This window comes from Rhizomicrobium sp. (assembly GCA_037200985.1).
Taxonomy (GTDB): domain Bacteria; phylum Pseudomonadota; class Alphaproteobacteria; order Micropepsales; family Micropepsaceae; genus Rhizomicrobium.
Window position 1 is genome coordinate 242722 of sequence record JBBCGJ010000001.1, and the last position, 14864, is coordinate 257585.

General features: G+C 61.8%; 12 protein-coding genes. 10 read left to right on the top strand and 2 right to left on the bottom strand.

The genetic code is table 11. From position 1 onward, the window contains the following. The first annotated feature begins 4 nt into the window (after window positions 1-4). The 10 genes from WDN01_01220 (at window position 5) to WDN01_01265 (ending at window position 11270) form a co-directional block, all read left to right on the top strand. The gene (locus WDN01_01220; GenBank protein MEJ0024620.1) at window positions 5-964 is read left to right on the top strand and encodes an NAD-dependent epimerase/dehydratase family protein; all 960 of its coding nucleotides are present in this window, start codon (window positions 5-7) and stop codon (window positions 962-964) included. After that, complete coding sequence (locus WDN01_01225) at window positions 964-1671, top strand: sugar phosphate nucleotidyltransferase (GenBank protein MEJ0024621.1); 708 nt, start codon at window positions 964-966, stop codon at window positions 1669-1671. The genes WDN01_01220 and WDN01_01225 overlap by 1 nt, the downstream gene beginning before the upstream one ends. Next, on the top strand, window positions 1668-2654 hold the full coding sequence (locus WDN01_01230) for a hypothetical protein (GenBank protein MEJ0024622.1): 987 nt from the start codon (window positions 1668-1670) through the stop codon (window positions 2652-2654). The genes WDN01_01225 and WDN01_01230 overlap by 4 nt, the downstream gene beginning before the upstream one ends. A 123-nt stretch (window positions 2655-2777) precedes the next feature. Continuing rightward, the gene (locus WDN01_01235) at window positions 2778-3518 is read left to right on the top strand and encodes a transaldolase (protein MEJ0024623.1); all 741 of its coding nucleotides are present in this window, start codon (window positions 2778-2780) and stop codon (window positions 3516-3518) included. Window positions 3519-3667: 149 nt separating this feature from the next. Continuing rightward, on the top strand, window positions 3668-4831 hold the full coding sequence (locus WDN01_01240; protein MEJ0024624.1) for a glycosyltransferase family 4 protein: 1164 nt from the start codon (window positions 3668-3670) through the stop codon (window positions 4829-4831). 79 nt (window positions 4832-4910) lie between these two features. Next, complete coding sequence (locus WDN01_01245) at window positions 4911-5690, top strand: SDR family oxidoreductase (protein ID MEJ0024625.1); 780 nt, start codon at window positions 4911-4913, stop codon at window positions 5688-5690. Next, entirely contained in the window at window positions 5687-6673 is a 987-nt protein-coding gene (locus tag WDN01_01250) for a Gfo/Idh/MocA family oxidoreductase (protein ID MEJ0024626.1), read from the top strand. The genes WDN01_01245 and WDN01_01250 overlap by 4 nt, the downstream gene beginning before the upstream one ends. Window positions 6674-6749: 76 nt before the next feature. After that, window positions 6750-8111 carry an O-antigen ligase family protein gene (locus tag WDN01_01255; GenBank protein ID MEJ0024627.1) on the top strand — a complete coding sequence of 454 codons (1362 nt, stop codon included), beginning with the start codon at window positions 6750-6752 and terminating at the stop codon, window positions 8109-8111. 118 nt (window positions 8112-8229) lie between these two features. After that, the gene (locus tag WDN01_01260; GenBank protein MEJ0024628.1) at window positions 8230-9681 is read left to right on the top strand and encodes a flippase; all 1452 of its coding nucleotides are present in this window, start codon (window positions 8230-8232) and stop codon (window positions 9679-9681) included. A gap of 62 nt (window positions 9682-9743) precedes the next feature. Continuing rightward, window positions 9744-11270, top strand: coding sequence for a hypothetical protein (locus WDN01_01265; GenBank protein MEJ0024629.1), 1527 nt, complete (start codon window positions 9744-9746; stop codon window positions 11268-11270). Between the two features lie 47 nt (window positions 11271-11317). Here the strand turns inward: WDN01_01265 and WDN01_01270 are convergent, their stop codons facing one another. Continuing rightward, a complete protein-coding gene (locus WDN01_01270; GenBank protein MEJ0024630.1) occupies window positions 11318-12019 on the bottom strand; it encodes a YjbF family lipoprotein in 702 nt (233 codons plus the stop codon). Next, on the bottom strand, window positions 11988-14717 hold the full coding sequence (locus WDN01_01275) for a YjbH domain-containing protein (protein MEJ0024631.1): 2730 nt from the start codon (window positions 14715-14717) through the stop codon (window positions 11988-11990). The genes WDN01_01270 and WDN01_01275 overlap by 32 nt, the downstream gene beginning before the upstream one ends. Window positions 14718-14864: the final 147 nt, after the last annotated feature.

Below are 14864 nucleotides of genomic sequence, written 5' to 3' on the forward strand. Positions count from 1 at the left end.
TTTGATGAAAGTCTTCATAGCGGGCGGAGCGGGCTTCATCGGAAGTCACTTCGTTGATCATTTCATGAATTCCACGGACGCGACCGTTACCGTGTTCGACAACTTCACCTCCGGCCAGATGTGGCATTTGAAGGCGCATGAAGGCAGCTCGCGTCTGCGCGTCGCGCGCGGCGACCTCAAGGAGCGCGAGCAGATCGTCGAAGCCTCGGCGGGCCACAATATCGTCTATCACTTCGCCTCCAATCCCGACATCGCCAAGGCGATGGCGCATCCCGATGTCGATTTCTGGGAAGGCACCTATCTCACCCAGAATCTGCTGGAAGCGATCCGGATCAACAAGATTCCCGCCCTGGTCTATGCGTCGGGCAGCGGCGTCTATGGCGACACCGGCGAAAAGTCGGTGACGGAGGACTATTCGCCGATGCTGCCGATCTCGCCCTATGGCGCGAGCAAGCTTTCATGCGAGGCGATGATCCACGCCTATTGCCACATGTTCGGATTGACCGCGCATGTGTTCCGGTTCGCAAACGTCGTCGGACCGCGGCAGACGCACGGCGTCGGCTTCGATTTCGTCAGGCGTTTGCAGAACGATCCGAGCTGGCTGCGCATCCTGGGCGACGGCACGCAGAGCAAGTCCTATATCCACGTCTCCGATATCGTGGCGGGCATCCAGCACTTCGCGGCCCGCGATCGGGAGAAGTTCAACTATTACCACCTCGCGACGGGCGATTATATCACCGTGAACGAGATCGCCGATCTCGCTTGCGAGATCATGGGCATCAGCAATGTCCGCTACGAATATTCCGGCGGCAACCGCGGATGGTCCGGCGACGTGCCGATCGTGCGGTTCGATCTCTCCAAGACGCATGCGCGCGGCTGGGATGCCAAATTCGGCACGCGCGAGGCGCTGCGGCGCTCCATCCTGGCGATGCTCGACGAGATCGGATTCAAGAGACAGGCCTGATGCAAGTCGCAATCCTCGCCGGCGGACTCGGCACAAGGCTCTATCCGTTGACGCAGGATATCCCCAAGGCGCTGGTGCCGGTGCTCGGCAAGCCCTTCCTGGTGCATCAGCTCGAGCTCCTGCGGCGCAACGGCGCCACGGAGATCGTGATGCTGGTGGGCCATTATGCGGCCCAGATCGAGGAATGTCTCGGCGACGGCGCGGCTCTCGGCCTCAAGGTGACCTATAGCGACGAAGGCGATTTGCGGCTGGGCACCGCTGGAGCGGTGAAATACGCCGAGTCCAAGCTGGCCGACCGCTTCTTCCTGCTGTTCGGCGATTCCTATCTGCCGGTCGATTATCAGGCGATCTGGAACGACTTCGAGAGTGCCGGCGCGGATGCCATGATGACCGTGTACCGCAATGAGAACGCACACGACACCAGCGATATCGCCGTCGAAGGCGGCTATGTGACGGCGTACCAGAAGACCCCGCCCTTGCCGAACGCGATCTACATCAACTACGGCCTGATGGCGCTGAAGCGCTCGACGTTAAGCGGAATGGTTCGCGGCCAGGCCGAGTCGCTCGAAGCCTTTCTGAAGCCGATCATCGCCGCGCATCAATTGAAGGCGCATGAAGTCGATCGGCGCTTTTACGAAATCGGTTCGCCGGCGGGACTGAAGGATTTCGAATCCTTTTTATTGGGCAATGGAGGAAACTCGCGATGATCATCGTCCGCGCGCCGCTCAGAATTCCATTGGGAGGCGGGGGAACAGATCTTCCCTCCTATTATGAGAAGCGTGGCGGTGCCCTGATCAGCGCCGGCATCAACAAATACGTCTACGTCTCGGTGAACAAGCGGTTCGAGCAGTCGATCCGCGTGAGCTACTCCAAGACCGAGATCGTCGACAAGTTGGACGAGATCGAGCATCCGATCGTTCGCGAGGCGCTGCGGCTTCTCGGCCTCGACCGGCAGATCGAGATCACGACCGTGGCCGACATTCCCGGAAATTCGGGCATGGGCTCGTCCAGCACGTTCGCGGTGGCGCTGCTCCTGGCGCTGCACACCTACAAGCGCGAGCATGTCGATCCGCGGCGGCTGGCGGAAGAAGCCTATCATATCGAGCGCGAGATTCTCCACGAGCCCGTCGGCAAGCAGGATCAGTATCTGGCCGCATATGGTGGCATCACCACGATGGACATCGGCCGCGACGGCGAGGTCGAGGTCGGCAATGTGGTCATGTCCGAGCAGACGCATGACGATTTCGAAAGCAATCTTCTGCTGTTCTACACCGGCATCCATCGCAAGGCGTCGGAAGTGCTCGCGGCGCAGGACAAGGGCGCCAAGGAAAGCGACGAGGCGATGTTGCAGCGCCTCGATACGATCAAGGACATCGGAATGAAGATCCGGTCCTGCGTGACTCAAGGAGACATACGCGGGTTCGGCGCGCTGATGCACACGCATTGGGAGATGAAGCGCAAGCTGTCCTCGAAGGTCTCGAATGCGGAGATCGACGAATGGTACGAACTTGCGAGGCGGAATGGCGCCCTCGGCGGCAAGCTGATGGGTGCCGGCGGCGGCGGGTTCCTGCTGATCTATTGCGACTCCGAAAAGGCGAGACTTCGAAGCGCATTCGCCGCGGCAGGGCTGCGCGAAGTCCGGTTCCATGTCGACTGGGAAGGCGCAAAAGTGCTGGCAAACGTCATATAGTATAGGATAGTCGGCTGCCGAGTTTGGGGTGCGACAGGCCGTTTTTCGAATTTGATTGACTTAGGGTGAGCCCCGCCGCAATGACTATTCAGGTGGGCATTTCCTTTTAGGGGACGGTGAGCAATGTCGCGTGTTCAGAATCTTAAGATTAAGATTTTTGCCGACGGGGCGAACCTGCAGGGCATCAAGGACCAGTCCGCCAATCCGATCGTGAAGGGATTCACCACGAATCCGACGCTTATGCGCGGGGCGGGCATCACCGATTACAAGGGCTTCGCGCTGGAGGTCCTCAAGGTCATTCCGGACAAGCCCGTGTCGTTCGAGGTCTTCGCCGACGATTTCCCCACGATGGAAGAGCAGGCGCGGGAAATCGGCTCCTGGGGCAAGAACGTCTATGTGAAAATCCCGGTCAGCAACACCAAGGGTGAATTCGCCGGTCCGCTGATCCGCACGCTCTCCCATGCCGGCATCAAGCTGAACGTGACGGCGATCATGACGCTGGATCAGGTGTCGAAAGTCGGCGACGCGCTGGACGAAAAAACGCCGGCCGTCGTGTCGGTGTTCGCGGGCCGCATCGCAGACACCGGCCGCGATCCGGTGCCGCATATGCGCGACGCCGTCGGAATCCTGAAAGGGCGCCCGAAGGCCGAGCTGCTGTGGGCAAGCCCGCGCGAACTGCTGAACATTTTCCAGGCCGACGAGATCGGCTGCCACATCATCACGGTCACCAACGACGTCATCAAGAAACTCGCTCTGGTCGACAAGGACCTCGACGAATATTCGCGCGAGACCGTCCTGATGTTCTACAAGGACGCGACGGCGGCCGGATACACCATTCCGACAACTGTGCCAGCCGCTTCTTGACAGGGATTTATGTCGAATGGCGCGGTCTATGACGTGCCCGGAGTGTGCGTCTTTGCGCCTACCGTTTCTCGGATCGGAATGGGCGCTGGGCGCAGGCCCGCGGCGCGTCCGATGACGATCCGGACGGCGAACGATCCGGCCGCTCCCGAATGAAGCCAAGAATTCTAATCGTCCATACCTTCTACCAACAGAAGGGTGGCGAAGATAAGGCTTTCGACCGGACTATCGAGGTGCTGGAGTCGCTTGGGTTCGGCGTCGAAACGCTCAAGTTCGACAATTACGACATGGACCCCCTGTCGAATTTCGACCGGTTTCGCGTCACGGTCTGGAATGCGCAGGCGGCGGCCCGGGTCGAGGCCGTGTGCCGTTCGGCCAACATTGCCGCGGTGCACTTTCACAACACCTTTCCCCTCGCATCTCCGGCGGTCTATGCGGGCGCACGCCGGGCGGGCGCCAAAGTCCTCCAATGGATTCACAACTATCGTCTGCTGTGCCCGAACGGCGCCTTCTTCCGGGACGGTCACGTCTGCGAATCCTGCCTGAACAAGACCTTCGGCTGGCCGGGGATCGTTCATGCCTGTTATCGCGGGAGCCGCGCGGCGACGACCGCCGTCGCCACGATGCAGTTCGTTCATCGCGTGAGAGGCACCTATCGGAACGACGTCGACCGCTATCTGGTCTATACCGACTTCGTGCGGGACAAGCTGGCCGAGGGCGGCATCCCCGCGGAGCGCATTCGGGTGGTGCCCAATCTGGCCCACCCCGATCCCGGGGCCGGTCCGGGCGGTGGTGGTTACGGCCTGTTCGTGGGCCGGCTCGCCTTCGACAAGGGCATATTGCTTCTTCTCGAAGCCTTGAAGCTCACGGCGTTCCGCCCCTTCAAGATCGTCGGCGGCGGGCCATATGCCGACCAGGTCCGGGCCTTTGCCGCAAGCCATGACGGCATCGAGTTCATCGAGAACGCCAGCGACGAGTCGGTTCGCGAGGCGATGGGCGCCGCGGAATTTCTGGTTCTTCCGAGCCTCTGGTACGAGGGCGGCGGCCCGCTGACGGCGGTCGAGGCCTTGGCCCGAGGCACGCCGATGGTCGTCCCGCGCCTCGGCAATCTGCCTTACTATGCGCCCGAGGGCACGATCGGCGTGCACTTCAAACCTGCAGATCCGGCGTCGCTGGCTGCTGCCATGGAATCGATGATGGCCGACATGGAGAAACGCGGCCGCATGCGGCACAATGCGCGAATGCGCTATGTCAGCACGTTTACGCTTGAAGCGCAGAAACAGGTCTTGCAGGACATCATGGGCGAGCTTCTTTGAAGGCGCGCCTGCGGGTCTTCGGCGGCCGGACCGGTTGCCGAAATACTGTTGATGGGGAAGCCAACGAATGGACAACGCCGTGACAGATACCTTTTCCGGACGCCAGATCATTGTGACCGGCGGCGGACGCGGCATCGGCAAGGCCGTCGCCCTTGCCTTCGCCAAGGGCGGGGGGGGCGTCCACACGATCTCGCATTCGGCCAATGCCGTCGCCGCGGCCGACGAGATCGCGGCGGCGGGCGGACGAGCGCACGGCCATGTCGGGTCGGTCGCCGACGAGGCTTTCTGCAAATCCGTCGTCGAAGGGATCGAGCGCGAGGCCGGCGCGGTCGATATTCTGGTCAACGCCGCGGCCATGCTTGGCCCGCACGGCAATTTCGCCGGTCTCTCGATGGACGATTTCCGCGACGTGCTGATGACCAATCTGATGGGCACTTGCAATCTCATGCGCTGGTGCCTGCCGGCGATGACGCGCAAGGGCTTCGGCCGCATCGTGAATTTTGCCGGCGGCGGTGCCGCCTATTCCTATCCGGAATTCAGCCCCTATGGGGTGTCCAAGGCGGCGGTCGTCCGCCTCACCGAGACTGTCGCCGATGAGGTGGCTGCCACCGGCGTCACGGCGAATGTGATCGCGCCGGGCGCCGTGGCCACGGACATGCTGACGGAAGTAAAGCGCCGCGGCGGCGAGGTCCGGACCGTCGTCGGCATTGAGGAGCCCGTCAATCTGGTTCTGTTCCTGGCGGGACCGGATGCCGGCCACATCACCGGGCGGTTCATCCACGCACGCGACAATTACCGCGACGCCACGCTCTTCGAAACCAAAGACATGCTGAAACTGCGCAGGACGGAACGGCGATGAGAGTCGGCTTCATCGGCCTGGGCCTGATCGGCGCCAGGCGGTTCAAGATCGTGCGCGCGCTGGGGCATGAGGTCGCGTTCGCGGTCGATCCGAAGCCGCCGGCCGATCCGGCACTGGCGCTGCACGAGCACCGGGTGGTCGACCGGCTGGAGGCTCTCACGCCGGACGATCTGGCGGGCGTCAAGGCGCTGTTCATCGCGGTGCCGCATGACATCGCCGCCTCCTATTGCCATTGGGCGATCGATCACGGGATGCATTTTTTCTGCGAGAAGCCGCTGGGCATTTCGCAGGCGGAGGCCGAAGGTGTGCAGCAGTCCGCCGAGGCAGCCGGGCTCACGACCTGCGCGGGATTCAACTACCGCTTTCTTCCCGCGATATCGGAACTGCGCAATATGCTGCGAGCGGGTCGTTTCGGCGATCTCTACCGTGCCAGGCTCCTGATGGGCCATGGCGGACGGCCGGGGATGGAGACTGAATGGAAGCTCAAGAAGGCCCGTGCCGGCGGCGGCGCCCTGATCGACCCCGGTATTCATCTTCTCGACCTCGTGCGTGATCTGTTCGGCGAGCCGGGCGAGGTCTCCGGGCGGCTGCAGAAGCGCTTCTGGGAAACCGACGTCGAGGACTATTGCTTCGTTTCCATGCTGTGCGGCGGTGCCGACGTCACCGTCGAGGTGAGCCTGACGAGCTGGAAAAACGAGTTCTCGATCGAAGTGTACGGCTCCGAGGGAATGGCCGTGCTCAAGGGCAGGGGGGGCAACTACGGCGCCCAAACCCTGGAATTCACGAACCGCTGGTTCTGGCGCGACGGCGACCATCGCGCGAGCGTGGATTTCGGCCAGGCCGATCCCTCCTTCGATGCGGAGACGCAGGCCTTCCTCCAGAAGGTGGAGACCGGGCGCAGCGATACGCCGCTTTCCACCGCCGAGGACGGCGTGAAGGCCTTGCGGATCGTGTCCGCGCTTTATGCCGCGCAACCCCGATAGGCCGGCATTGCTGCGGCTTGAGGCGGCGCGGTAGGATGAGATCCATTTCGAATCCGCCGACACGGCAGGAAGCTGGATGAGCGTTACCTATTCGGGTGAATTCGGGAACGCGCAGGCGAAGGGCGCGGCGATCAACGCCCGTTATATGACCCTGCTCTATTTCGTGCTTACCGGATACGCGGTTGCTGGCAAAGGCTTCGCCTATGTCGGTATCAAGCCCCTCTTCATCGGCGACGTGACGATGGTGATCGGAATCATCGTTTTTCTGCGCACAGCCAACCTGCTCGACCTGCTTCGCGACCGTCTTTTGCTATTCATCGCCCTTTACATGGCTTGGGGTGCATGGCGGACGATACCGGGCCTGCATTTCGGAATGGACGCGCTTCGCGATTCCGTCATCTGGGCATATGGGAGTTTCGCCTTCATCGTAGCCAATGCGTTGGCTTCGCATGAAAGAGAACCGCGTCGGCTGATCGATTATTTTCAGAGGCTCGCATATATTGCCATCTGGGCGTTTCCGGTCGTGTTCGTTTGCACGCAGTTCCTCCTGCCGGTGCTGCCGCAATGGCCCGGGACAGACGTTCCGATCATCTTCGCCCTCTTCGACCAGGAAATGGTCCATTTCGTCGGACTTTCCGTGTTCCTGATGGGGGGTGTCATTTCGCTCTCGCCCGCTTATGTCGTGGCGATCGTCATGTTTGCCGTGGCTTGCGCCGCGGAGTTGCGAGCGGCCGCCGTGGGAGCGATGGCGGCTCTCAGCCTCACGGCCGTGCTGGCGCCGGTACGGCGGCACATCATGAAGGCGGTGCTTCTTCTGGCCGCGATCATCGCCCTGCTATGGATTACGGACGCAAAAGTCACGCTGATCAACCGTCGCGAGATTTCCGTTGACGCCTTCGTGGCCCAAGTGACTTCGATCTCGGAAGGCTTCCACTTCGATTTGCGCCATATAAGCAGAGAGGACCGTAACAGCGGTTCGATTACTTGGCGCTTGATCTTCTGGGCCTTCCTCGTCGACAAAGTATGGACGGACGCGCCGGTTAACGGGCTGGGTTTCGGCGAGACCCTGGCGCTCAAGGGCCTTCCATTCAAGGTGGAAGAAGATCGAAGCCCCCATAATGGCACCGTGACGATCCTCGCGCGGATGGGCTTCGTCGGATTGGCTCTTTGGATCGCGATGCTGGGGGTGTGGTTCCACGGGATCATTTCCGCGCAACTGCGGGCGGTGCGCGAGCGGCGGTACATATGGGCATCGATTTTCATGGCTTTAGCCGCCTATGTGCTGGCGAGCCTTGCTTGCGCGTCGCTCGGTGTCTTTCTGGAAGGTCCCATGGGGGGTATCTGGTTTTGGTGTCTGATCGGAATGGGCGCGGCGATGCGCAGATGGTATTTGGCCTGGCCGGATTACTGGACGGAATCGGAGGCCGAAAGCGCCTAGGCCGCGGCGCCGTTGCAACGACACTGTCGGGTGGATTTCATCTCGCCGTCGCGGACTGTGACAATGCGGGCAGTCAGGCTGGACGGATTTCCGCCCCGGCCGTACCGATCGGACGTCGATGACCTCATCCAGCCGCATCCACCGCAACACGATCTGGCTTTTCGCCGGACGCACGATCTCCGTCGGGTCGCTGTTTCTGACATACGCCATCGTCGCGCGGCGCTTGGGTCCATCCGGATTCGGTATCGTCGCTTTCGCCATGGCTCTGTCGGCCTTTTTCATCGCGCTCGTGGCGCAGGGCTTTGAGGTCTATGGCACGCGCGACGTCGCGAAGGATCTGCCGAACGCGCATCGCACGACCGGGCAAATCCTTTCGGCCCGCATTCCGATCGCCCTGTTCAGCCTGCTGCTCTATGCGGCGATCGGTTATGGAAAAACGCGGACCTCGGGGTGGGAAGACGTTGCGGTCTTAAGTGTCTATGCGCTCACGATCTTCGGAGCCGTCATCAATCTCACTTTCGTGTACCAGGGCACGGAGAAGATGCGATTCCTGGCCATGCGCGAAGCCGGGGCTGCGCTTCTGTCGCTGTTCGGAGCCGCGCTTTTCGTCAGGTCCGCCGGCGACGTCGTCGTGACGGCCGTCGTTCTCGTCGCCGCCCAGGTCGTCAATTGGGGCTGGCTCTTTCTGAGCTATGTCTTCGAGAACGGGCCGCCCCGCATCACGCTTCGCGGTTCCATATTGCTGCAAATCTGGCGGCAGGCGCTTCCATTCATCGCCTCCACGTTTTTGATCTCGATCTATGCCGGCATCGACACGACCATATTGGGATTCTTCGCAGATCCGGCCACTGTCGGCCTTTACGCATCCGCCCTCAGGGTTCGCCTGTTGGTGAACACGACCATCGTCATTATTTCCGTAGCCTTTCTTCCCACGCTGGCCCGCAGCAAGGGCGATCGCGAACAAATGCAGGACGCCAGCTTCGCCTATGCCAGGACCATGAACCTCGTCGCAGTGCCTATGATTCTGTTTGTCTGGGTCTTTGCCGATGACGTCCTCACCTTCGCGTTCGGATCGGCTTTCGCCGGTGTCGCGACCATCCTTAGAATTCAGATTTTGGTCGTCTTTTTCGCTTCGCAGAATTTGCTCTACGGCAATCCGTTGCCGGTTTGGGGCAAGGAAAAGATTTATGTGACGCTGATCGGCATGGCAGCCGTCTTCAACACCGCGGGCAATTTGGTGGCGATATACTTTTTCAAGGGCGTGGGCGCCGCGGTGATCGATCTCGCAACGGAGGCTCTTCTGACCGCTTGTTACATCGTGCAATGCCGCAAGCTCGGCCTGCGAATGAATGCCGCGCCGCTTGGCCTTGCATTGGGCGGCGGCCTGGTCGCCGTGATCGCCGCACGACTGGCGGTCTTGCACCTGCCTTTCATGGCGTTATCCTTCACGCGCCTCGCGGTCGGAGGTTTGCTGGCTTGCGCCCTCTATTTGGCCGTGGCGCAGGGCATCGGGTTGCTCGATCTTCGTCAGGTCGGGGCCGTCGTGCGAAACCGCGCCAAAGAGAGGTAGCAGGAATGTCATTGCACCGAGCCCGCGCGAAGGCCGTAAAATATTACGGGACGAAGCCGAGCATGTTGCTCATGCTGTTGGCGCAGTTCGGCCTGATGCTTTTGCCTGCCTTACCGGCGTCCGCTGCTCCACCGTCTTCGTCGTATCTGCAATTATCCGATATTTCCAGCCTGCGATCGCCGGGCGTGGCTGCCGGCCCCGTCCAATTTGCCCATGTGGCATCCTACATGCCGGGCCGAGGCGTCGGCGGCGGAGACTTTCGCTTCGATCCTGCGTCAACCGCCCCACCGGATCGGTGCAATGTCTTCGCGCCGTCGGCCGGACCGGGGCGCTGGACCAGAGAGCAGGTCCAGCGGGGCGTCCAGCCGATCGAGAATTGTGGTGCCGACCCAACCGGGGAAGAGGACAGCAGCGTCGGCATTGCGGCAGCCGACACCGTTGCCGCCGCCGAATCGGGCGGCGTATATGGCGGGGCGGTCACGGCCGGAAGGGGAAGGTTCCGGCTGGACAGAGCCATATGTCTGCACAACAACGTCACGCTATCCGGCGTCTCGATGACGGCGACGCAAATCTTCGGCGGCCCGTCGCTCAACGCCGTCGACATGATCTCCAATTGCGCCGCCGGCCAGGAATTCTTCGCCCTGCGCGACATCGACATCGTCGGTGGCGGCAGCGTGTCGGACGCGCTCGTGCGGATGAATTCGGTGTTCGCAAACAGCAGTCTGCAGAACGTTCTTATCTATGCGTCGCCGGCCGTGGGCCTGCGAATCCACAACGCCAATGGCGGCGTTTCCGAAGGGATGGGGCCGATACTGTTCACGAACGTTTGGGTGAACCGCAGCGCCAGAGAGAACGTTCTGATCGACGAGGACCGCTCGCCGCGCAGTTCGGCCGCAAGTTTGAACTTCTTCCACTTGACGGCTGAGAACCAGGGCCTCGGCTATGCGAATATCGCGATCCGCGGGCAGCGCGATCTCGCGACTGTCGCCTTCTTCGGCCTGCACGAGGAGATGCAGGGTTGCGGTCCCAGGAATGCCATCGGAATCGATGTGGATGGCGTCTCCGGCCTGACCATCGAGGCGTGGGAATTCAGCAGCACCTGCGCGGATACAATCGGAATCCAGATCGAGGACAATCCGAACAATCAGCGCATCGCCATCCACAACGCAAAGAACTGGAACGGCGTCAAGGCATTCATAAGCGATCGACAGAATGGCTTTTCGACATACAGGAACATCGATTATCAGACGCCCGACCTGGGGGTCCTCGATCGCGGTCCCTTCAATTTGATCTTCGACAGCGCAGTAGTTTTCGATGGCGCGCAGGGAAGCTATGGAATTCTCGCGGTTCTCGATTCGAAGCCGATGGTACTGGCGAACCCAACGAACGTCTTGCCCGGTCAGAAGATTTACTTCGAGATCGTGAACGCTTCGAACGGATCGATCGGCGCAGTGACGTTTGGAACGCACTTTCTTTATGGCACCGGCTCGATTGTCTGGCCGCCCCGCGGTATGCGCACCGTCTTGACATTTTTCGATCGCGACAGGACAGGAAATCTGGTGTTCCTCGGGCAGAGCCCGGCATCCTGAGATCGCGGAGCGGGCCGCGTTCTGCCGAAGATGCGATCGACGGGCCGTCATTGCGCCGACAGGGGCGGTCGCAGGATTTCGATCTCCAAGGCTTCCATGCCGGGATGAACGTGCTGGATGGACCGCCACACCCAGCCCGTCGACCGGCTGACCCAATAGGTGTTGGCGTAAGACCAGCCGATGGCGTCGCTCCTGCACGTCTCGTCGACCCGAACGGTGTCGAGCGGCGCGCCGAGAATGGAAATCGTCTCGCGCTGTCCCGGCGTGTCCGTGCAATCGATCCGGACCGAATACTGCCCCATGTCCGCCAGATCCGCATGCCAGGCGAATGTTCGCGGCACGAGCCAGGAGTCCTGGTGATCTGCCGTCGTGTAGGCCGTCAGATTCCTCGGAAGGCCGGCGGTCGCCACAATGCGGCCGCGGCGCGTGCTGATGGCAACTCTCGACGACGTGGTCCAGAGCTGCTCGCCGTCGGTGTCGGTGGCAAGCACGAGCATTTGTTCGGGGTCGTCGCCGATGCGCACACCCATGGTCGCGTAGGGAATGTCCGCCACCGTGCTTAGCGGCAGGTGCGAATGGTCTTCCCAGGAGCTGCGGGCCAGTTCGAACAGCCTCGACCAATCCCCCGCGCCTTCGGAACTGCACGCGCCCAGCAACGCGCAGACGGCGATCGCCGCGCCGGGAAACGCGCGCCGGTGCGACCGCCGACCGGATGCTTTACGGAGCGATGACGTCGTCGGACTGGCCAAGGATTTCTCCATAACTGGTCGCGAGCGTCTCATCGTAGAGCGAATCGTCTCCATCGAGCCGCTGGCCGCCGTCGCGGGTGAGCGACCGTAGCGTCAGATTGTAGGCGGACTGGCTATAGAATGGCAGCGCCCATTCGAAGGGTATCTTCAAGATGAGGCCCTTGTCGAAACTTCCCTCTCCGAATTTGGAGAACGGCACGTTGGTGAAGGTCGCGAAGGCCCCGATCTCGACCCCGGTGTCGAACCGGCGCGTCACCTCGAACGTCGCGCCGTAGTCTCCGGCGAGGTAGCGGCCCATATGCACGTTGAAGTTCAGATCGTGCCACGGCGATTGGTAGTACACATTCACGCTGCCGGTAACCACATGATAGTCGTCCAGGCCGTAGAGGCGATCGAAATTGCGTTTCCAGACCTGATAGATGTCCGCACCGATGGAGAAACGCTCGCCGTCGGGCCGCCACAGCATCTGCAGACCCGCGCCCGCGAACATGCTCTCGAGATAGCCCACCCGCGCCTCGAAGTAGATGTCTCTGGCGAGACGCCGATGATAGTCGGCCTCGAGCTGCGCGATTCCGTTGATGCCGTGGCGATAGTACTGGACGATGTCGGTGCGGACATGCGGCAGCTGGCTGTCGGCAGGCGTCGTGAGATCGAAATTGTTGTAGACGTTGGCTTCGATGCTGCTCTGGAGCGTGATGGTCGGCGTCACGTCCAACGCCACGTTGAGCGCGGCAAAGACCTGAACCTCGAGCGGTCGGTTGGGATTGAATACGCTCTGACGCAGGCCCGGGCCGATCGCCCAATGAAGTCTGGGGTAGGTATCCTGCTGGCCGAGCGCCAGGATCGGGTTGGCGAGCGGCGGCGCCTGGAGACTGAGCGCGTGGCCGAGCTCGACGGAGGAGCCGTAGGTCGCGATCGCCCGCTCGAGGCTCGAGCGTGCGATCTGGAAGTCGCGTTCCGCCTCTCCGCGCTTGACCGAGACGATGTGAAACACTTCCACGTTTGGCGGAGCGTCCGCCATCAATACGCGCGCCATCCGGCCGACCGCCTCGTCCTCGACCCGATAGGTGTCGTTCGAGAAATACAGCCAGACCACCGAGCGCTCGACCGAAAGCGCTTCGACCCTGATCGCCTGGAGCGCCACATGCTCGCGGATCGCTCTCTCGGACTGGCCCGCGCCCGATGGCAAGGGACCGTCGTCGTCGATATCGCCGTCGGCGCGCTGCAATGTTCTGGCAAGCCGGCGGTAATCATGCGCGACCGCGCAGATGGTTACGTCGGCGCCGCCGTTGCCGAGATTCGTGACCGCCACGGAAGAGACCGGAACCTGGAAGTTCGCCGCGATCAGCGAATAGCGCTCGCACTGGCCGCCGAACGACCGGCTGTCGCGCGAGTCCACCATGAGGGTCTTTCCGACGACTTCAACGTCGTGAACCGATCGGTTTTCGCTGATGATGGCGCTCGTCAGCGCGGCGTCGTCGCGGTCGGCTGTCGCCGGAAGCTTCACCCAGGGAGCGCCCGCCGCGACGCCGGCGGGCTGCCGTGTCCGAGCCAGAAGCACGTCGAGGGCGCGGGCCTGATCCATGTCGGAGCGTATCGCCGGCGCGGGTACCTGCGGGCCGACTCTGAAGGGCGAAGCCGGTATCGCCGGATCCATGCTCAGGTTGACCGTCACGCCATAGGTCGTCCCGTAGAACCACCCGGCGGAAATCGTCGAAACGTCGAAGAGGTGATAGGCAAAGCCCACATTGACCGGGCTGGTCGCGTTCACGACGGTTTTGTGTTCGAGGGCGTAATTGTCGGAACTGTATTCGAGCAGGAAGTCCAGGTCGTCGATCGGCGTTTTCCAGACCACGCCGCCGAACAAGCCGACCTTCGGGCCGTGGAAGAATTGACCGAAGGCGACGGTGCCAGTGAGTGTGTTCAGGTTTTGTCGGACATTGAAGGATGGAAAGATGGCGCCGAACGGATTGTTGAACGCGGCGCGCCCGGCAAAACGCCCCCAGCCGGCGCCCAGCGTGAATTCGAGATCGTTGAAATGCTTGGAGGCGACGAGGTACTCGCCGCTGTAGATGCCCGTTCCCAACGCATCGCGGAAGCCGAGCGAAAGTTCGGGCAAGGACTCGGTCTCGCGCGAAAGCCTGACCTTGAAGCCGAAGCTTCGATCGTAATAGGCCGATGTCGAGCCGGGGAGCTTGCCCGCACGGCTGTAGCGGAAGGACACGTCCAGCCACGGCAATACCTGAAAATCGCCGTTGAAGTGTTGGATTCCGTTTCCGACCGCCGACAGCGTCAAAGACAGCTTGCCGTCATCGTCCATGAAGGCGCTCGGCATGTCCAATATGCCGACTTCGCCGAACGTGGTGCGCGTTGTAAAATCCCGCGACTCCGCCGCAGCGGACGCGCAATACAGGCAGTTTGCCGATAATCCCGCGGCGATGGCGATGGTCAGCCCGATCGCGCCGCGTCCTCTGGCGGGCCGGCGACGCCTCTGCCTTCGACGCGATTTCGATGGTTGCCGGCGGAGCGGATGTCCGATCGGCGCGCGCGCTCCCTTGGATCCAGTCACGTCTGGGATCGCTCCTCCGGAGGGCATCTTGGCGTGAGCAATCGTTGCACGCGAATCGCTAGTCCCAGGTTCAAATGACAACAGGCGGCCGCCGATGAGCCTAGTCAGGGATCGTCGACAGCGCCACATTGCGCGCAGTTGGTACTATGAATTCGAAAAAAAAGGCGACGGCAAACTTGATGCGATCCGGCTGCAAGCTACCATATCGGCTTGACAATTTGCTTGCGAATGGGCCCGCTCGTCAGTATGACTCACGCGCGCAATTGCAATAAGCTC

What these genes read in the sequence shown, in the direction of transcription:
- WDN01_01220 (MEJ0024620.1), top strand. Translation starts at nt 5, where the DNA reads ATGAAAGTCTTCATAGCGGGCGGAGCGGGCTTCATCGGAAGTCACTTC.
- WDN01_01225 (MEJ0024621.1), top strand. Translation starts at nt 964, where the DNA reads ATGCAAGTCGCAATCCTCGCCGGCGGACTCGGCACAAGGCTCTATCCG.
- WDN01_01230 (MEJ0024622.1), top strand. Translation starts at nt 1,668, where the DNA reads ATGATCATCGTCCGCGCGCCGCTCAGAATTCCATTGGGAGGCGGGGGA.
- WDN01_01235 (MEJ0024623.1), top strand. Translation starts at nt 2,778, where the DNA reads ATGTCGCGTGTTCAGAATCTTAAGATTAAGATTTTTGCCGACGGGGCG.
- WDN01_01240 (MEJ0024624.1), top strand. Translation starts at nt 3,668, where the DNA reads ATGAAGCCAAGAATTCTAATCGTCCATACCTTCTACCAACAGAAGGGT.
- WDN01_01250 (MEJ0024626.1), top strand. Translation starts at nt 5,687, where the DNA reads ATGAGAGTCGGCTTCATCGGCCTGGGCCTGATCGGCGCCAGGCGGTTC.
- WDN01_01255 (MEJ0024627.1), top strand. Translation starts at nt 6,750, where the DNA reads ATGAGCGTTACCTATTCGGGTGAATTCGGGAACGCGCAGGCGAAGGGC.
- WDN01_01260 (MEJ0024628.1), top strand. Translation starts at nt 8,230, where the DNA reads ATGACCTCATCCAGCCGCATCCACCGCAACACGATCTGGCTTTTCGCC.
- WDN01_01265 (MEJ0024629.1), top strand. Translation starts at nt 9,744, where the DNA reads ATGTTGCTCATGCTGTTGGCGCAGTTCGGCCTGATGCTTTTGCCTGCC.
- WDN01_01275 (MEJ0024631.1), bottom strand. Translation starts at nt 14,717, where the DNA reads ATGTGGCGCTGTCGACGATCCCTGACTAGGCTCATCGGCGGCCGCCTG.